Source organism: Variovorax sp. 10N412, from assembly GCF_056394985.1.
The window spans coordinates 67,299-85,167 of sequence record NZ_JBFTIO010000011.1 but is presented as its reverse complement, the minus strand read 5'-3'; the positions used below and the strand labels follow the sequence as shown (position 1 = coordinate 85,167).

Below are 17,869 nucleotides of genomic sequence, written 5' to 3'. Positions count from 1 at the left end.
CTAGAGCTCCTTGCGAATGTCGACCAGCCGGGTCAGCCCCCAGATGATCATCAGCACCACTGCCAGCAGGATCATCGCGTTGGCCGCTGCCAGCGGAAACTGCAGGTAGGAGGTCTGCACCTGGATGATCTTGCCGATCGAGGCGATCTGCTGCCCCCCCATCACGCCGATGGTGACGAAGTCGCCCATGACGATGGTGATGACGAAGATGGAGCCGATCAGGATGCCGGTGCGCGACAGCGGCACCACCACGTTCCACAGCGTCTGCCAGCCCGACGCACCCGCGTCGCTGGCCGCCTCGAGCAGCGAACGGTCGATGCGCATCATGCTGTTGAAGATCGGCACGATCATGAACATCGTGTACAGGTGCACGAAAGCCAGCACCACCGAAAAATCGGAGAACAGCAGCCACTCCACCGGCTGGTCGACGAGGCCCACGCCCATCAGCGCCTGGTTGACAAGCCCGTTGCGGCCCAGCAGCGGCACCCACGAGATCATGCGGATCACGTTCGACGTCCAGAACGGCACCGTGCACAGCACGAACAGCACCGTCTGCATGGTCGACGAGCGCACATGGAACGCCAGGAAGTAGGCGACCGAAAACCCGATCAGCAGCGTGATGCCCCACACGAGCACGCAGAACTTGAACGTGCTCAGGTAGGTGTTGAGCGTGACGCACAGGTCGCCGTTGTCGGTGAGGTGCGAGCAGCCTTCGAACAGGCTCAGGTAGTTGCGCAGCGTGACCGCGGGAATCAACTCGTATTCGTTGAAATTCCACAGGCTGACCATCGCGACCAGCGCCAGCGGAATCAGGAAGAACAGCAGGAAGACCAGCGCGAACGGCGCCGCCTGCCACCACGCCTTGACAGTCAAAGCTCGCCCCCAGTCTTCGCGCACTTCGTGTCGCTACGCCAACGCCCTGCCGGGGCCGACACCTGCGGCCCGGCAAAGCCGCATCCGTGGTGTTTCGCTAACAGGCCCAGCCTCCTCACGCGGCGACGAACTCGTTCCACTTGCGCACCATGTACTCGTTCTCGTCCATGACCGCGTTCCAGCAGGCGATGCCGCCCATGCGCTGCTCGTAGCTGCCGCCGTCGCGCACCGAACCGGCCTTGGCGATCACGTCGCCCTGCGGGCTCTTGATGTCCTGCGCGGCGGCCTTGCCTTCCATCCAGTAGGCCCACTCGTAGGCTTCCATCTTGGTCTTGGCGGTGTCGAGCACGGCGCTGTAGTAGCCCTGGCGGTTGAGGTACGCGCCGGCCCAGCCGTCGAGGAACCAGTTGATGAACTCGTAGGCGCCGTCCAGCTTCTTGCCCGAGAGCGTGGCCGGCAGGCCGAAGCCCGAGGCCCAGGCGCGATAGCCTTCCTTGAGCGGCTGGAACGTGCAGTCGATGCCCTTGCTGCGCACGGCCGTGACGGCGGGCGACCACATCGACTGGATCACGACCTCGCCCGAGGCCATCAGGTTCACCGACTCGTTGAAGTCCTTCCACAGCGCGCGGAACTGGCCGGCCTTCTTGGCTTCGATCAGGGTCTTGATCGTCAGGTCGATCTCGGCCTTGGTCATGTTGCCCTTGTCGGCGTACTTGTGGATGCCCTTGGCCTCCACCACCATCGCGGCGTCCATGATGCCGATGGACGGAATGTTCAGGATCGCCGTCTTGCCCTTGAACTCGGGGTTCAGCAGCTCGGCCCACGAGGAGATCGGGCGCTTGATCAGGTCGGGGCGAATGCCCAGCGTGTCGGCGTTGTAGGTGGTCGGAATCAGCGACATGAACTGCGTGGCCGACTTGGCGAAGACCTTGCTCTTCTCGCCCTCCAGATAAATCACCTTGACCGGCGCCGTGCCCTGGCTGCCGACCTTCTTGCCGGCGACTTCGCCCTTGGTGAACAGCGAGGTGATCTTGTCGGCGTTCTTCACGCGCTTGGTGTCGATGCCCTTCAGGTTGCCGGTGGGCACGATCTTCTTGAGCGAGAAGAACTCGGTGTCGATCAGGTCGAAGCTGTTGGGCGCGGTCACGGCGCGCTTGGTCACGTCGTCGGTGGTCACGGCCACGTACTGGATCTCGATGCCGGTGTCGGCCTTGAATTTTTCGGCAATGGCCTTGTCCTGGTTCACCGCGGTGCCCAGGTAGCGCAGCACGACTTTTTCCTGCGCGTGCACGAAGGGCGCGATGCCCGTGGCCAGGATGCCGGCGGTGCCTTGCAGCAGCGTGCGGCGCTTGACGCCGGTGGACGAGTCGATGGGTTCGGTCATGGCTGAGTCTCCGTGAATGACAAGTGGAAAGGGACGCGGAAAAAAGGGGGGCTGGGTGGGGCAGCGGCCTGCCTACAGGGTCATGGCGATCGCGGCGTTGTCGTCGCGCAGGGCGCCGGTGGGGGTTGGCGCCGGCGCACGCTCGCCCGGCGGCTTGACGCCGGGGCCGAGCGTGCGGGCATCGACGTCGGCCCATGACAGGCGCACCGTCTCGCCCTGTGCGATCGGGCTCGCCAGGAAGGCGGCTTCGCCCAGCAGGACCGACACGTTCTGGCGTCCCGGCGCGGCCGCCTGCAGCGCCAGGCCGAGCAGCACATAGGTGCCCTGGTACTCGACGTCGGTCACCGTGGCGGCCAGGCCGCCGGTGGCGCCGCTGTCCGACGCGGCAATCCGCATGTGGTCGTTGCGCACGGCGATGGGGCCGGCGGGCGTGTCGAACACGTTGTGCCCGCCCATGAAGCGCGCCACGAACTCGCTGGCCGGGTGGTTGTAGATGGCGTGCGGCGCGCCGACCTGCTCGATCACCCCGTGGTTCATGACCACCATGGTGTCGGCCAGCGCCATCGCTTCTTCCTGCGAGTGCGTGACGTGCACGAAGGTCAGGCCCAGTTCCTTCTGCCAGCGCCGCAGTTCGGCGCGCATCTGGATGCGCAGGAAGGGGTCGAGCGCGGACAGCGGTTCGTCCAGCAGCAGCACGCGCGGCTCGGTGATGAGCGCCCGCGCCAGCGCCACGCGCTGTTGCTGGCCGCCCGAGAGCTCGCCGGGCTTGCGCTCGGCCAGGTGGCCCATGGCCACGCGTTCGAGCAGGTCGTGCGCACGCTTCTGGCGCTCGGCCTTGCCGACGCCTTTCATCTTGAGGCTGAAGGCCACGTTGTCGGTGGCCGACAGGTGGGGAAACAGGGCGAAGCTCTGGAACATCATGGCCGTGCCGCGCGCGGCGGCGGGCAGGTTGGTGATGTTCCGGTTGTCCAGAAGGATGTCGCCGCTGGTGACCGACTCGTGCCCCGCGATCATGCGAAGCGTGGTGCTCTTGCCGCAGCCCGAGGGGCCCAGCAGGCAGCAGTAGCTGCCGCTGGCGATGCGCAGGTCGATCTGGTCGACGGCGGCCGGCGTGCCGGCGGCATAGCGCTTGGTGAGCGCGACGATTTCGACGGCGGCGGGGACTGGCGTGGCGACGGCATTCATTGCCGAGGACCGAGCAGGATCCATGCCACGCCGCACCAAACCGGGGTGCAGGCCGGGGCCGCCAGGGGGCCGAACGGCGTACAGACCGGCGCGTGCAGGCTGCGCTAGTCCGGCCCGGCGGGCTGCCGCCGCGGGATCAGGTGCCGAACTTGTCCGCGTCCACCGGCAACTGCGCCGCGGCCAGGCCGCGCAGCACGTCGCCCACCACGATCACGGCGGGGCTCGCGAGGCCGGCTTCGGCGATGCCGCTCTGCAGCTTGTCCAGCGTGGTCGCGATGTGCCGCTGGTGCGGCAGGCTCGCGTGCTGGATGACGGCCACCGGCGTGTCGCCCGGCAGGCCTTGCAGCAGTTCGCGCTCGATGTGCCCGGCACCCGCCACGCCCATGTAGATCACCAGCGTCAGGCGCGCGTTGTACGCCGTGGCGGCCAGTGCGCGCCAGTCGGTCGGGTCTTCGGCCGCGCCCGCACCGGTCTTGGCGTGGCCGGTGACGAACACCACGCCCTGCGCATGGTCGCGGTGCGTGAGCGGCACCCCCAGCGAGGTCACGGCGGCCAGGCCCGCGGTGATGCCGTTGACCACGGCGCATTCGATCCCGGCTTCGCGCAGGTGCGCCACCTCTTCGCCGCCGCGCCCGAAGATGAAGGGGTCACCGCCCTTGAGCCGCACCACGGTCTCGCCTTCGTGCACCGCGGTGATCATCAGCCGCTCGATGAAGGCCTGCGGCGTGCTCTTGCAGCCGCCGCGCTTGCCCACGTGCACGATGCGCGCGCCGGGGCGGGCACAGGCCAGGATCTCGTCGTTCACGAGGTCGTCCACCAGCAGCACCGTGGCGGCCTGGATCGCCTTCACCGCCTTGACCGTCAGCAGCTCCGGGTCGCCCGGGCCGGCGCCCACCAGCGTGCAGCGCCCGGCGATGAGGGAAGAAGGGGTGGGGGTGGCGTTGTTGTTCATGCGTGGGATGCCAGTTGCGTGATGTGCCTGACCTGCGTCGCGATCGCCGCCGGCACGGGAAGCTCGCCGGCCAGCACGCGTCGCGTGTATTCGGCCGTGGTGGACACGTCGATTTCCGTCGGCAGGCCCGGCACTTCGCTGGTGGTGCCCGGCTGCTGGGCCTGCAGCTCGGTGCGCACGCCGCGCACGAAGCCGTCGATCTGCGCGGTGCGGCGGGGGTCGGACACCACCTCGCCTTCGAGGCCGCGCGAGAGCAGGGCGGTCTGGCCCGTGAGCTCGAAGGTCTCGCCCATGGTGCGCGCGTATTCGGGGTGCGTGTAGCTGGCGACCACCACGCAGGGGCCGGCGCCGGGCTGCATGAGCTTGACCACGCTGTGGCCCGGGTTGCGCAGGCCGACCACGCGGCGCACGTCGAGCAGGCGCTTGAGCGCGGGGTTGAGCAGTTCGGTGGGGGCGAAGGCGGCCTCGCCGTTGGCGATGGGGCGAACGGCCGTCAGCGGTGCAATGTCCATCGCCGCGAGCACGTTCGACGCCAGCACGCGCGAGGTTTCGCTCGCGCTGCCGTGCACCAGCACCGGCAGGCCTTCGCGGGCCAGCAGCAGCGCCAGCAGGGGCGTGAGCACGGGCAGCTTGCGCGCGCCGTTGTAGCTGGGCAGCACGACCAGCGGACGGTCGCCGGCCGGAATGCGGTGGAGCCTGGCGTGCGTTGCGTCCAGAAAGCCGGCCATTTCTTCGGGCGTTTCGCCCTTGATGCGCATGGCCAGGCAGAAGCCGCCGATTTCGAGGTCGGTGACGCTGCCGTCCAGCACCTGGCCGAACAGGTCGGTGGCCTGTTCGCGCGTGAGCGGCCTGGCGCCTCGCGCGCCGCGGCCGATTTCCTTGATGTATTGACTGATTCCCATGGGTGGGGCGATTGTCCTGCAAGGCTTATGCCGGAATGTGAGTTGGCTTATGCACCGGTCTTTCTCCTTCCCCCGCTGGGGGAAGGCCGGGATGGGGGCTCGCGGCTTTCGAGGCTGCGCGGCGTTGAATGCCGCTTGCCCCCACCCCAGCCCGCCCCCAGAGGGGGAGGGAGCCAGGCGCGGAGTCATGGCGCCACCGCCACCGCCTCGACCGCCGTCGCCCGCACCATCCGCTTGAGCTCCGGAATGCACGACCCGCAGTTCGTGCCGCACTTCAGCGCCCCCTGCAGCTTGGCCAGCCGTTCGTCCGCCGTGCCGCTGCAACGCCCCAGTTCGGTCTGGATCGCCACGTCCGCCACGTTGAAACAGGTGCACACCGTCTTGCCGCGCGACTGCACCGCCACCGGCGCGCGTGCGCCCGGCGACAGCAGCAGGCGGCCGTAGGTCTGCGCCGGCAGCTCCTCGCGCAGCAGCGTGGCGATCCAGGCCTCGGCGCTGGTGTCGCCGCCCAGCAGGAAGGCGTCGAGGCCCGCGCTGCCGTCAGGGCGGCGCACCAGCCGCGCCGAGCGGCGCTGGCCGCGGCGGCGGTCGGCGTAGCGCAGGGTGTCGGCGGTCAGCAGGCCGAGCAGGGCTTCGATCTGCTCGACCAGCGCCTCGTCGGGCGCGTCGTGCGCTGCGGCGCGAAACAGCAGGCCGCTGCGTTCCTGGCCCTGTGTGCTCCCCGCGAACGGCACGCAGGTCGCGAACGGAAACATCGCCATCAAGGGCTGCAGCGCGCGGTGCGCGGTCAGCGCTTCGTCGGCGGGCAGCCAGGCCATGGCCAGCAGCGACCAGGGCAGCTCGGCCTTCAGGATCTTCACCGGCGTGTGCTTCAGCTCGGGCTGCTTCGAAGTGGGGCAGAAGGCCGGCGTGGTCAGCGCATTGATCCCCGCGAGCCGCTCGCCGGTCGACGAGCAGCCGCTCAGGTATTCCTCGCCCCAGTGCATCGCGACGAAGGCCTGGCTCATGCCGACCTCGGCGCTGGCGCGCGCCGGCAGGACGATCGCGCCGCGCTTCGACGCGAGGTGCACCAGGTCGCCTTCCTGGATCTGCCGGCGCGCCATGTCCTGCGCATGCATCTGCACCATCGGTTCCGACACGTGCCCGAACAGCCGGCCGGCCGTGCCGGTGCGGCTCATGCCGTGCCACTGGTCGCGCAGGCGGCCGGTGTTCAGCGAGAAGGGGTAGCACGCCTCGCGGGCCTCGGCCACCGGCTTGTAGACGGTGTCGACGAAGCGCGCGCGCCCGTCGGGCGTGGGGAACACGCCGTCTTCGTACAGGCGCACGCGGCCGGTGCTTTCGCCTTCCTTCAGCGGCCATTGCTGCGGGCCGGCTGTTTCCAGCATCGCGTAGCTCAGGCCGGTGATGTCCAGGTCGCGCCCACGCGTCGATTCGCGGTGCTCGTTCCACACCGATTCGGCCGTGTCGTAGGGAAACAGCGTGAAGCTCCGGCCCAGTTGCCGTTCGAGCCGGTGCGCGAAGGCCACCGCGATCGACCAGTCGTTGCGCGCCTCGCCCGGCGCCGGCACCGCGGCCCGCACGCGCGAGATGCGGCGCTCGCTGTTGGTCACGGTGCCTTCCTTTTCGCCCCAGGTGGTGGCGGGCAGCAGCAGGTCGGCGAAGGCGCAGGTGGCGGTGGTGGCGAAGGCCTCCTGCACCACGACGAATTCGGCGCGCTCCAGCGCACGGCGCACCGTGGCCTGGTCGGGCATCGACTGGGCGGGGTTGGTGCAGGCGATCCACAGGGCGCGGATCTCGCCGTCGGCCGCGGCCTGGAACATCTCGATGGCGGTCTTGCCCGGCTTCCCGGGCACCGAAGGCACGCCCCACAGCGCGGCCACTTCCGCACGGTGTTCGGGGTTTGCCAGGTCGCGGTGCGCGCTCAGCAGGTTGGCGAGGCCGCCCACTTCGCGACCGCCCATCGCATTGGGCTGGCCGGTCAGCGAGAACGGTCCGGCGCCGGGCTTGCCGATCTGCGCGGTGGCCAGGTGCAGGTTGATGAGCGCCGCGTTCTTCGCCGTGCCGCTCGAAGATTGGTTCAGGCCCTGGCAGTACAGGCTCAGCGTGGCTGGCGAGGTCGCGAAGAGGCGCGCGGCCTCGAACAGGTCTTCCTTCGGGATGCCGCACACCTGCGCCACCTTGTCCGGCGTGCATTCGCGCACCGTGGCCTTCAGCGCGTCGAAGCCGCCGGTGTGGGCCGCGATGTACGCCGCGTCGGTCCAGCCTTCCCACAGCATCAGGTGCAGCATGCCGTTGAACAGCATGACGTCGGTGCCGGGCTGGATCGGAAGGAACAGGTCGGCAATCTCGACCGTGTCGGTGCGGCGCGGGTCGGCCACCACGATCTTCAGCGCCGGGTTCGCGGCCTTCGCGTCCTCGATGCGGCGAAACAGGATGGGATGCGCCCACGCCGTGTTGCTGCCCACGATGAACAGGCAGTCGGCGTGCTTCAGGTCGTCGTAGCAGGCCGGCGGCGCGTCGGCGCCCAGCGTCTGCTTGTAGCCGGCCACCGCGCTGCTCATGCACAGGCGCGAGTTGGTGTCGATGTTGTTGGTGCCCACCAGGCCCTTGGCGAGCTTGTTGAAGACGTAGTAGTCCTCGGTGAGCAGTTGGCCCGACACGTAGAACCCGACCGCGTCGGGGCCATGGTCGCGGATCACCTGCGCGAACTTGCCCGCGGCGTTGTCCAGCGCGGTTTGCCACGGCACCGCCGTGGGCGCTTCGTCGCGCGCCAGGCGCTGCAGCGGCTGCAGCAGCCGCGTCTGGCGCGTGACCGTGGCGCTGGCCGTGAGGTGCAGCGTCGAGCCTTTGGTGCACAGGCGGCCGAAGTTGGCCGGGTGGTCGGGGTCGCCGCGCACGCCGGTGATCTCGGCACCGTGCGATTCGATGATGACGCCGCAGCCGACGCCGCAGTAGGGGCAGGTGGAGCGGGTCTTCTTTCTTGCTCCCTCGCCTTCCGGGGGAGGGTTGGGGACGGGGCTCGCGGCTTGTTCCATGGACATGCTGTTGTTCGTGTTCACGCCGCGGCCCTCACCCTAGCCCTCTCCACCGCTGGCGTGGAGGAGAGGGGATAGGACCGCGGAAGGCTTCGGGCCGGCGACCGGGCGCGGCAGGTCGGTGGCATGCGTCGCCAGCTCGCTTGCATCCAGATGCACCACGCCGTCTTCGAGCTTCACCGCGAACCTCGGCGTGCAGCCTTCGTCGGGCGACTTGGCGCAGCCGTCCTCCAGCCCGATGGCCCAGTTGTGCAGCGGGCAGGCCACGCTGGTGCCGAACACAATGCCCTGGCTCAGCGGGCCGCCCTTGTGCGGGCAGCGGTCGAGCAGCGCGAACACCTGGTTGTCCGCGTTGCGGAACACCGCGACGTCCACGCCCGCGGGCCGCGTCACGCGGCGCGCGCCGAGCACGGGGATGTCGTCGATGCGGCAGATGACTTTCCAATCGCTCATGGTGTTTCCCTTCACGCCGGCTGCGCGGCGTTGTCGGCGACAGCCAGCGGCGCGAACTGCCGCACGTCCACCGAGGCCTGCGCCGATTCGAACCACGGGTCGGGCTCGCCGTCGAGCGCGAACTGCAACCGCTCCCACAGCGCCTTACGGCCTGCGGCGTCGTCCAGGATCTTCTTCTTCACGTAGTCCAGGCCCACGCGGGCGATGTAGTGCACCGTGCGCTCCAGGTACCAGCCTTCCTCGCGGTACAGCTGCAGGAAGGAGCCTGCGTACTCCATCACTTCCTCGCTGGTCTTCACCTTGACGAGGAACTGCGCCACCTCGGTCTTGATGCCGCCGTTGCCGCCCACGTACAGCTCCCAGCCCGAGTCGACACCGATCACGCCCACGTCCTTGATGCCCGATTCCGCGCAGTTGCGCGGGCACCCCGACACGGCCAGCTTGACCTTGTGCGGCGCGTACATGGCCCACAGCGCGCGCTCCAGGTCCTTGCCCATCTGGGTGGAGTCCTGCGTGCCGAAGCGGCACCACTCGCTGCCCACGCAGGTCTTCACCGTGCGCAGCGACTTGGCGTAGGCGAAGCCGCTGGGCATGCCGATGTCCTTCCACACGCCCTCCAGGTCTTCCTTCTTCACGCCCAGCAGGTCGATGCGCTGTCCGCCCGTGACCTTGACGGTCGGAATCTTGTACTTGTCGGCCGCGTCGGCGATGCGCCGCAGTTCGTCGGGCGTGGTGTGGCCGCCCCACATGCGCGGAATGACCGAGTAGCTGCCGTCCTTCTGGATGTTGGCGTGGCTCCGCTCGTTGACGAAGCGGCTCTGCGGGTCGTCCTTCGCCTCTTTCGGCCAGGTGCTGATCAGGTAGTAGTTGACCGCAGGGCGGCAGGTGGCGCAGCCGTTGGGCGTGCGCCAGCCGAGGTTGCGGTACACCTCGTCGTGCGTGAGGTAGTGCTCCTTGCGGATGGCGTCGCGCACGTCCTGGTGGCTCGCATCGGTGCAGCCGCACACGGCCTTTTTCTTCGGCGTGGCCGAGTAGTCGCCGCCGGCGGTGAACATCAGGATCTGCTCGACCAGCCCGGTGCAGGAGCCGCAACTGGCGCTGGCCTTGGTGTGCTTCTTCACCTCGTCGAGCGTGAACAGGCCCTTGTCCTTGATGGCCTTGCAGATCGTGCCCTTGCTCACGCCGTTGCAGCCGCACACTTCGGCGTCGTCGGGCATGCTCGCGGCCTTGCTGTGGCCTTCGTGGCCGGTGTCGCCGATGTTCGATTCCCCGAACATCAGCTTGTCGCGGATGTCGTGCACGCTGCGCCCGTCGCGCAACAGCTTGAAGTACCAGCTGCCGTCCACCGTGTCGCCGTACAGGCAGGCGCCCACGAGCTTGTCGTCCTTGATCACCAGCTTCTTGTACACGCCGCCGAAGGGGTCGCTCATGACGATTTCCTCGGTGCCTTCGCCGCCCTGGAAGTCGCCCGCGCTGAACAGGTCGATGCCCGTGACCTTGAGCTTGGTGGAGGTGAGCGAGCCCATGTAGCGGCCGATGCCGAACATCGCAAGGTGGTTGGCCGCCACCTTGGCCTGTTCGAACAGCGGTGCCACCAGCCCATAGGCAATGCCGCGGTGCGCCGCGCATTCGCCCACCGAGTAGATGCGCGCGTCGGTCACCGTCTGCATGGTGTCCGTCACCACGATGCCGCGGTTGACGTGCAGGCGCATGCTCTCGGCCAGTGCGGTGTTGGGGCGGATGCCCACGGCCATGACCACGAGGTCGGTCGGCACTTCGAGGCCGTCCTTGAAGCGGATGGATTTGACCCGGCCGGCCTTGCCGTCGTCGGCGTCACCGACCAGCGCCTGCGTCTGCGCGCCGATCAGGAACTTCATGCCGCGGTCTTCCAGCGACTTCTGCAGCAGCTTGCCCGCCACCTCGTCGAGCTGGCGCTCCATGAGCCAGGGCATGACGTGAACCACCGTGACCTGCATGCCGCGCTTCATGAGTCCGTTGGCGGCTTCGAGCCCGAGCAGCCCGCCGCCGATGACGACCGCGTGCTTGTGCGTCTTCGCGGTCTCGATCATGAGGTTGGTGTCGGCGATGTCCCGGTAGGCAATGACGCCTTCGAGCCTGGCGCCCGGCACGGGCAGCATGAAGGGGTTGGAGCCGGTGCACAGCAGCAGGCGGTCGTAGGCGGCCTCGGTGCCGTCCTCGGCGCGCACGACGCGCTTCACGCGGTCGACGCTCGCCACCTTCTTGCCGGCGTGCAGCGTGATGCCGTTCTCTTCGTACCAGGCCCAGGGGTTGAGGATGATCTCTTCCACCGTCTGTTCGCCCGCCAGCACGGGCGACAGCAGGATGCGGTTGTAGTTGGGGTGCGGCTCCGCGCCGAACACCGTGATGTCGTACAGGTCGGGCTCTACCTTGAGCAGTTCCTCGATGGTGCGCACGCCGGCCATGCCGTTGCCGACCATCACGAGCTTCTGTTTTTTCACACGCATGTCCATGGTGTTGTGCTCCTGCGAAAGCTGCCTCAGGCGGCCGTTTTTTCCACATGCGCCTGGCGCGTGTAGAGGAAATCGATGACGGCCTTGCGGGCATGCACATAGGCCGGGTCTTCGGCCAGCGCCACGCGGTTGCGCGGGCGCGCAATGTCCACCGCCAGCACATCGCCGATGGTGGCGGCCGGGCCGTTGGTGAGCATCACGATGCGGTCGCTCAGCAGCACGGCCTCGTCGACGTCGTGCGTCACCATGACCACGGTGCTGTGCGTCTTCTGCACGATGGCGAGCAGCTCGTCCTGCAGCTTGGCGCGGGTGAGCGCGTCGAGCGCGCCGAAGGGCTCGTCCATCAACAGCACCTTGGGCTCCATCGACAGTGCGCGCGCAATGCCCACGCGCTGCTTCATGCCGCCGGAAATCTCGCCGGGCCGCTTCTGCGCGGCGGGCGTGAGGCCCACCAGCGCCAGCGCCGCATCGGTGCGTTCGCGCAGCTGCGCCTTGCCTTCGGTGGCCGCGAACACGCGTTCGACGGCGAGGTACACGTTCTCGAAGCAGGTGAGCCAGGGCAGCAGCGAATGGTTCTGGAACACCACCGCGCGCTCGGGGCCGGGGCCCTTGATTTCCCTGTTGGCGCACAGCAGCACGCCCTGGGTGGGCGTGGTGAGCCCGGCAATCAGGTTCAGCAGCGTCGACTTGCCGCAGCCCGAGTGGCCGATGAGCGTGATGAACTCGCCCTTGGCCACGTTCAGGTTCACGTCGCGCAGCGCCACGAAGCGGCCCTTGGGCGTCTTGAACGCCTGCTCGACGTCGTGGATCTCGATGTACTTGCTGTCGTCGTTCATTGGAAACCTCCGCGCAGCAGCGCTGCGGTATTCGCCTTTGGAGCGGCCGTGCGGCTCATGATTTCACCTCTTCGAACGTGAAGGCCGTGGCGAGCTTGATGAGCGCGAACTCCAGCACCAGGCCGACGATGCCGATCACGAAGATCGCGATGATGATGTTGGCGACGTTGAGGTTGTTCCACTCGTCCCACACCCAGAAGCCGATGCCCACGCCGCCCGTGAGCATCTCGGCCGCCACGATCACCAGCCAGGCGGTGCCCACGGCCAGCCGCACGCCGGTCAGCATGTACGGCAGCACGGCGGGGAACAAAATCTTGGTGAGGATCTTCCATTCGCTCAGGTTCAGCACCTTGGCCACGTTCATGTAGTCGCTGGGCACGCGCTGCACGCCCACGGCGGTGTTGATGACCATCGGCCAGATCGAGCAGATGAAGATGGTCCAGATGGCCGCCGGGTTGGCGCCCTTGAACACCAGCAGGCCGATCGGCAGCCAGGCCAGCGGGGACACCGGGCGCAGCAGGCTGATGAGCGGGTTGAACATGCGCGCGAGGAACTCGAAGCGCCCGATGGCGAAGCCCGCCGGAATGCCCACCAGCGCCGCCAGGCCGAAGCCCAGCGCCACGCGCTGGAGCGACGAGAGCACGTTCCAGCCCACCCCCTGGTCGTTGGGGCCCTTGCTGTAGAACGGGTCGCTGAACACGGTCACGGCCTGGTGCCACACCGCGAGCGGCGTGGGAAAGCCGGTGGTGCTGTTCACGGCAATGAGTTCCCACACCAGCAGCAGCAGGCCGAAGCCCGCGAGCGGCGGCAGCACGCGCATCCAGAAGGCGCGCAGGTCCAGGGGCGTGCGTTGCCTTGGCTCTCCCTGCACCGCGGGGGCGGCCGCAGGTTGAGGGGCCTCAGCCGCACGCGCTGGCGCGGGCGGCAGGGGGAGAGACGCATCGAGGGGCGAATGAAAGACAGCGCTGACCATGGTGTTCTCCTCAGGCATGCAGCTTGAAAGACTCGGCGTACTTCTTCGGATCCTTGCCGTCCCACACCGTGCCGTCGAACAGCTTGCTGGTGCGCATCGCGTCCTTGGGCACCGGCGTCTGCGTGGCGGCGGCGGCCTGCTTGTAGATGTCGATGCGGTTGATCTCAGTGGCCACCTTCAGGTAGTCGGGGTGTTCCTTCAGCAGGCCCCAGCGCTTGTGCTGCGTGAGGAACCACATGCCGTCCGACAGGTAGGGGAAGTTCACGGCGCCGTCGTTGTAGAACTTCATGTGGTTGGGGTCGTCCCAGCTCTTGCCCAGGCCGTTGGTGTAGCGGCCCAGGATGCGCTGGTTGATGGCGTCCACGCTGGTGTTGACGTAGCTCTTGTCGGCGATGGTCTCGGCCATCTTGTTCTTGTTCTGCAGGCCGGCGTCGATCCACTTGCCGGCCTCCAGGATGGCCGCGGTCACGGCGCGCGCGGTGTTGGGGTACTTCTTGACGAAGTCGCCGGTGGTGCCCAGCACCTTCTCGGGGTGGTCTTTCCAGATGTCCTGCGTGGTGATGGCCGTGATGCCGATGCCGTCCATGATCGCGCGCTGGCCCCAGGGCTCGCCCACGCAGTAGCCGTCCATGTTGCCGATGCGCATGTTGGCCACCATCTGCGGCGGCGGCACGGTGATGTTCTTCACGTCCTTGAAGGGATCGATGCCGGCCGAGGCGAGCCAGTAGTACAGCCACATGGCGTGGGTGCCGGTGGGGAAGGTCTGGGCGAAGGTGTATTCGCGCTTCTCGGTGGCGATGAGCTTGGCCAGCGAGGCGGCATCGACGGCCCCCTTGTCTGCCAGCTTCTTCGACAGCGTGATGGCCTGGCCGTTGTTGTTCAGGGTCATAAGCACGGCCATGTCCTTCTTCGGGCCGCCGGCGCCCACGTGCACGCCGTAGACGAGGCCGTAGAGCACATGGGCGAAGTCGAGCTCGCCGTTGACGAGCTTGTCGCGCACGCCGGCCCAGCTGGCTTCCTTGCTGGGGACGATCTTCACGCCGTATTTCTTGTCGATGCCCAGCACCGAGGCCATGACCACGCTGGCGCAGTCGGTCAGCGGAATGAAGCCGATCTTCACTTCTTCCTTCTCGGGCTTGTCCGAGCCCGCGGCCCAGACGGCCGAGCGCAGGGCGGGGTCGATGCCCACGGCGCCGATCGCGGCGGCTTGCAATACGCGGCGTCGGCTGAGGCGGGTTTTGAGCAGATCGGTCATGGGGCGGGGCTCCGGTGGAAGACGAACAAACAGAAAAGACGAAACCAAAACGGAAACGAAAAAAGGCGTCCGCACCGCGCAGGGGCTGCTCGAGAACGAGCCCTTGCGGGATGGGGACGCCTTTGTCCGGTCAGTGGGAAGCACCCGCCGTTGGGTGCCGCCTGCCTGAAGACCCATTGGGGGGTCTGTAGGCATGCTTACACGCAAACACTGTGCCAGCTGGTCAGGCCACCGGTTTGCTATCAATAAAGAAGCGTGACGCGGCCTGTCGACGCGGCCAAGCGCCGCATTGGCCTATGAAACCGGCGCGGGCACGTTTGTTGTGCGCTGCACCAAGTTGAAACCTTTGCCCTTTGCGTTTCAGCGCGGTGGCGCGCGGTCGACCACGGGCAGGTAGTCGGCCATGGCCAGCATCGACTCGGCCACGTCCACGAGCCGCCGGTTCTGGTTCATGGCGGTCTGGCGCAGCATCTTGTGCGCGTCTTCTTCGCTGAGGCGGCGGTGCGCCATCAGCAGGCCCTTGGCACGCTCGACGACCTTGCGTTCGTTGAGCGAGGCGCGCACGGTCTCGAGCTCGTCGCTCATGGCCTGCAGGCGCAGCGACTGCTCGCGGACCATGTCGACCACCGAGCGCTCCAGGTGCCGGCCGAACTGCGCGGGCGCGGCGGCCTGGGCGTCGGCGTCGTCGAAGAACAGCGCGCCGGCCTGCGGGACCAGCGTGTCGAGCACTTGCTGGTACTCCTGCAGCTCGTGGCGCGCCTGCGCGGTCTTGTGCTCGCACAGGGCGCGCAGGTCGGCGGCCAGGCGGTCTTCCACCGTCTTCATGGCGTCGATGCGGCGGGTGCAGCAGTCGAACCAGGCCTGGCTCAGCGGGGCGTCGGCCTGTGCGGGGGAAGCGCCGCGCCGCCGCATGCGCTCCAGCTCGGCCAGCATGGCGTCGGGCTGGCTGTCGCGCCACAGCGCGAGCACGGTGTCGCCCGAAAAGTCGGTGAAGACCTGGAAGCAACGCTCCTGCGACTCGATCAGGTGCAGCCATTGCAGGCGCTGCGCCTCGTCGCTTCGGCCCAGCGCGAGCGCGGCGGCCCCGAAAGCGCGCTCCTGGCCGGCGAACTCCTTGCCCTGCATGAAGTTGAACATTGCGACAAGCAGGCGCGAGATTTCGGGGTCGGCGGCGCCGTCGGCCGCTTCGAACACCACCGACAACAGGCCGGCGATCAGCTTGGCGAAGGCCGCGACCGCCTGTGCCGGCTTGAGTTCCAGTGCGTCGATGCGGCGGCGCAAGGCGGGCAGTGCGTCCAGCCCCGGCAGCACGAAGGCGATGCGGCTGAACAGTCGCGCGCCGTTGCCCGCGCCCACGCCGCGGTGGTCCTCGGTTGCCAGTTGGTCGAAACCGGCGCGCACCTCTTGCTCGAGCGCCAGGCATTCGGCGATCTGCGGGCCGCGCTGTTCCGCGAAGCGGGCGCCGCGGGTGGCGAGGAAGATGTTCGACATGCCGCGCTCGCGCTGCAGCGCGTGCACCAGGCGGCCGATCACGCTCACCAGCTCGCTGGTGCGGGCGAGCTGGTCCAGTTCGTCGATTTCGCAGCGGCGTGCGGCGATGAGGAAGCTCAGTCCGGATTTCATGGTGGGGCGCGGGGAATGCGCAGGGTCGTTTCAAGTATTGCAACATCCGTGCCTCCGGCGCGCGCTTGTCCCTTCGCGGGACGGGCGCGGCAGGCGCCACCTACACTCGGCGGCATGCTCTTGTTGGGAATCGAATCATCCTGCGATGAAACCGGCGTGGCGCTGGTCGAGTCGCACGGCGACGCGCTGCCGGTGCTGCTTTCGCACGCGCTGCACAGCCAGATCGCCATGCACCAGGCCTACGGCGGCGTGGTGCCCGAACTGGCCAGCCGCGACCACATCCGCCGCGTGTTGCCGCTGACCGAAGCCGTCATGGCCGAGGCCGGCCGTTCGCTCGCCGACATCGACGTGGTGGCGTACACGCGCGGCCCGGGCCTGGCGGGCGCGCTGCTCGTGGGCGCCGGCGTGGCCTGCGCGCTGGGCGTGGCGCTGGGCAAGCCGGTGTTGGGCGTGCATCACCTCGAAGGGCACCTGCTGTCGCCGTTCCTGAGCACCGATCCGCCGGAGTTCCCGTTCGTCGCGCTGCTGGTGTCGGGCGGCCACACGCAGCTGATGCGGGTGGACGGCGTAGGCCGCTACGCGTTGCTCGGCGAGACCATCGACGACGCGGCCGGCGAGGCCTTCGACAAGAGCGCCAAGCTCATGGGCCTGCCGTACCCCGGCGGCCCGTGGCTCGCGAAGCTGGCCGAGGGCGGCAATGCCACGGCCTTCAAGCTGCCGCGCCCGCTGCTGCACAGCGGCGACCTCGACTTCTCGTTCGCCGGACTGAAGACCGCCGTGCTCACGCAGGCCAAGAAGCTCGGCGACACGCTGGAGGCGAACAAGGCCGACCTGGCGGCGTCCACGCAGGCGGCCATCGTCGAGGTGCTGCTGAAGAAATCGCTCGCCGCGCTCGACCAGACCGGGTTGAAACGCCTGGTGGTGGCGGGTGGGGTGGGGGCCAACGCGAATCTGCGCGAGCAACTGAATGCCGCCTGCGCCAAGCGCCGGGTGCGCGTGCACTACCCCGAGCTGCACCTGTGCACCGACAACGGCGCCATGATCGCCATGGCTGCCGCGATGCGCCTGCAATCCGGCCTGTCGCAGGCCAGCGAGCGCTACGCGTTCGACGTCAAGCCGCGATGGCCCATGGCGTCGCTGTCGCCCGAGGCAACGCTGTCAGAGACTGCGTAACCGGTTGGCGTGCTCGGCCGATCGACGGCAGCGGCAGCACGTCGAGCATGTTGCGCCAGAGCTGGCGCCATTGCGGCCAGTCGTGGCCGCCTTCGGTGGTGAATACCTGTCCCGACGGCAGGGCGTCGGCCAGCAGCCTGTGGTTGTTGACGAAGCGGTCCTCGAGACCGAACCCCAGGTAGAGCGGCGGCAGGTCCTTCGAGGTCTGGTCCTGCAGGTACTGCTGGAAGAAGGGCCACAGCTTGCGGTCGGGTTCCTCGTCGGGCTGCGGGCCGGTCGGGGCCTGCCATGTGCGCAGGCCGCCGGCCTTCTTGATCTCCGCGCCGAGCACGCGCCGCCCGAGGTAGGGCGCCAGGGCCACGATGCCGTCCACCGAGCCCGGGCGCGCCAGCTCGTGGATCAAGGCGCCGAAGCCGCCGATGGAAATGCCCACGAGCCAGATCGACTTGTAGCCCTTGGCGCGCTGCGGCTCGATGACATCGGCGTGCAGGCGGTCGCTCAGGGTCTGCTCGTAGTAGTAGGAGACGTCCGCATCGACCAGCAACGCATCGGCTGCCAGGTGGCGTTCGCGCACTGCGGCGATGAATCCCTCTCGCTCGAACTCGTCGGGCTTGAGGTACGCACCCGGCAGGAAGATCAGGAGCGTGTCTGACTGTTCGTCGGGACTGGCGGGTTGGAGATGTGTTTGCATGGTGCCGTGAGGGGGCACCCGACCCGCACCGTCATGGAACTC

14 protein-coding genes are annotated in these 17,869 nt (G+C 68.1%); 1 reads left to right on the top strand and 13 read right to left on the bottom strand.

The window, feature by feature from the left end; translation table 11 throughout:
- The 12 genes from AC1DJH_RS23045 to AC1DJH_RS22990 all read right to left on the bottom strand — a co-directional run bounded on the left by AC1DJH_RS23045 (window position 1) and on the right by AC1DJH_RS22990 (window position 15,963).
- Window positions 1-873, bottom strand: a complete 873-nt coding sequence (locus AC1DJH_RS23045) for an ABC transporter permease (protein WP_472120818.1) — start codon at window positions 871-873, stop codon at window positions 1-3.
- A 115-nt stretch (window positions 874-988) separates the two neighbouring features.
- Window positions 989-2,257 carry an ABC transporter substrate-binding protein gene (locus tag AC1DJH_RS23040; protein ID WP_478187296.1) on the bottom strand — a complete coding sequence of 423 codons (1,269 nt, stop codon included), beginning with the start codon at window positions 2,255-2,257 and terminating at the stop codon, window positions 989-991.
- 72 nt (window positions 2,258-2,329) lie between these two features.
- Window positions 2,330-3,442: an ABC transporter ATP-binding protein gene (locus tag AC1DJH_RS23035; RefSeq protein ID WP_478187295.1), complete on the bottom strand. Its 1,113-nt coding sequence runs from the start codon at window positions 3,440-3,442 to the stop codon at window positions 2,330-2,332.
- A 136-nt stretch (window positions 3,443-3,578) separates the two neighbouring features.
- Entirely contained in the window at window positions 3,579-4,394 is an 816-nt protein-coding gene (gene cobA, locus AC1DJH_RS23030) for a uroporphyrinogen-III C-methyltransferase (protein ID WP_478187294.1), read from the bottom strand.
- Entirely contained in the window at window positions 4,391-5,296 is a 906-nt protein-coding gene (ybiB, locus tag AC1DJH_RS23025) for a DNA-binding protein YbiB (RefSeq protein ID WP_478187293.1), read from the bottom strand. Before ybiB ends, cobA begins: the two co-directional genes overlap by 4 nt.
- A gap of 185 nt (window positions 5,297-5,481) precedes the next feature.
- On the bottom strand, window positions 5,482-8,337 hold the full coding sequence (locus tag AC1DJH_RS23020; protein WP_478187292.1) for a nitrate reductase: 2,856 nt from the start codon (window positions 8,335-8,337) through the stop codon (window positions 5,482-5,484).
- A gap of 33 nt (window positions 8,338-8,370) precedes the next feature.
- Entirely contained in the window at window positions 8,371-8,784 is a 414-nt protein-coding gene (gene nirD / locus AC1DJH_RS23015) for a nitrite reductase small subunit NirD (protein WP_478187291.1), read from the bottom strand.
- A gap of 11 nt (window positions 8,785-8,795) precedes the next feature.
- Window positions 8,796-11,276 carry a nitrite reductase large subunit NirB gene (gene nirB, locus AC1DJH_RS23010; RefSeq protein ID WP_478187290.1) on the bottom strand — a complete coding sequence of 827 codons (2,481 nt, stop codon included), beginning with the start codon at window positions 11,274-11,276 and terminating at the stop codon, window positions 8,796-8,798.
- Window positions 11,277-11,302: 26 nt separating this feature from the next.
- Complete coding sequence (locus AC1DJH_RS23005; protein ID WP_478187289.1) at window positions 11,303-12,112, bottom strand: ABC transporter ATP-binding protein; 810 nt, start codon at window positions 12,110-12,112, stop codon at window positions 11,303-11,305.
- A gap of 55 nt (window positions 12,113-12,167) precedes the next feature.
- On the bottom strand, window positions 12,168-13,085 hold the full coding sequence (gene ntrB, locus AC1DJH_RS23000) for a nitrate ABC transporter permease (protein ID WP_478187288.1): 918 nt from the start codon (window positions 13,083-13,085) through the stop codon (window positions 12,168-12,170).
- Between the two features lie 10 nt (window positions 13,086-13,095).
- Complete coding sequence (locus AC1DJH_RS22995) at window positions 13,096-14,340, bottom strand: CmpA/NrtA family ABC transporter substrate-binding protein (protein ID WP_435484266.1); 1,245 nt, start codon at window positions 14,338-14,340, stop codon at window positions 13,096-13,098.
- Window positions 14,341-14,700: 360 nt separating this feature from the next.
- Window positions 14,701-15,963: a nitrate- and nitrite sensing domain-containing protein gene (locus AC1DJH_RS22990; protein ID WP_478187287.1), complete on the bottom strand. Its 1,263-nt coding sequence runs from the start codon at window positions 15,961-15,963 to the stop codon at window positions 14,701-14,703.
- Window positions 15,964-16,077: 114 nt separating this feature from the next.
- Between AC1DJH_RS22990 and tsaD the strand changes: the two genes are divergently transcribed.
- On the top strand, window positions 16,078-17,136 hold the full coding sequence (tsaD, locus tag AC1DJH_RS22985; protein ID WP_478187286.1) for a tRNA (adenosine(37)-N6)-threonylcarbamoyltransferase complex transferase subunit TsaD: 1,059 nt from the start codon (window positions 16,078-16,080) through the stop codon (window positions 17,134-17,136).
- On the opposite strand, the gene AC1DJH_RS22980 is transcribed toward tsaD, so the two are convergent.
- Window positions 17,075-17,827 carry an alpha/beta hydrolase-fold protein gene (locus AC1DJH_RS22980; protein WP_478187285.1) on the bottom strand — a complete coding sequence of 251 codons (753 nt, stop codon included), beginning with the start codon at window positions 17,825-17,827 and terminating at the stop codon, window positions 17,075-17,077. The genes tsaD and AC1DJH_RS22980 overlap by 62 nt on opposite strands.
- Window positions 17,828-17,869 lie beyond the last annotated feature (42 nt).

Bases quoted from the DNA above. Each gene is read 5' to 3' on its own strand.
- cobA (WP_478187294.1), bottom strand. From the start codon at position 4,394: ATGAACAACAACGCCACCCCCACCCCTTCTTCCCTCATCGCCGGGCGC.
- AC1DJH_RS22995 (WP_435484266.1), bottom strand. From the start codon at position 14,340: ATGACCGATCTGCTCAAAACCCGCCTCAGCCGACGCCGCGTATTGCAA.
- AC1DJH_RS23040 (WP_478187296.1), bottom strand. From the start codon at position 2,257: ATGACCGAACCCATCGACTCGTCCACCGGCGTCAAGCGCCGCACGCTG.
- AC1DJH_RS23035 (WP_478187295.1), bottom strand. From the start codon at position 3,442: ATGAATGCCGTCGCCACGCCAGTCCCCGCCGCCGTCGAAATCGTCGCG.
- AC1DJH_RS22980 (WP_478187285.1), bottom strand. From the start codon at position 17,827: ATGCAAACACATCTCCAACCCGCCAGTCCCGACGAACAGTCAGACACG.
- ybiB (WP_478187293.1), bottom strand. From the start codon at position 5,296: ATGGGAATCAGTCAATACATCAAGGAAATCGGCCGCGGCGCGCGAGGC.
- AC1DJH_RS23005 (WP_478187289.1), bottom strand. From the start codon at position 12,112: ATGAACGACGACAGCAAGTACATCGAGATCCACGACGTCGAGCAGGCG.
- nirD (WP_478187291.1), bottom strand. From the start codon at position 8,784: ATGAGCGATTGGAAAGTCATCTGCCGCATCGACGACATCCCCGTGCTC.
- ntrB (WP_478187288.1), bottom strand. From the start codon at position 13,085: ATGGTCAGCGCTGTCTTTCATTCGCCCCTCGATGCGTCTCTCCCCCTG.
- AC1DJH_RS22990 (WP_478187287.1), bottom strand. From the start codon at position 15,963: ATGAAATCCGGACTGAGCTTCCTCATCGCCGCACGCCGCTGCGAAATC.
- AC1DJH_RS23020 (WP_478187292.1), bottom strand. From the start codon at position 8,337: ATGTCCATGGAACAAGCCGCGAGCCCCGTCCCCAACCCTCCCCCGGAA.
- tsaD (WP_478187286.1), top strand. From the start codon at position 16,078: ATGCTCTTGTTGGGAATCGAATCATCCTGCGATGAAACCGGCGTGGCG.
- nirB (WP_478187290.1), bottom strand. From the start codon at position 11,276: ATGGACATGCGTGTGAAAAAACAGAAGCTCGTGATGGTCGGCAACGGC.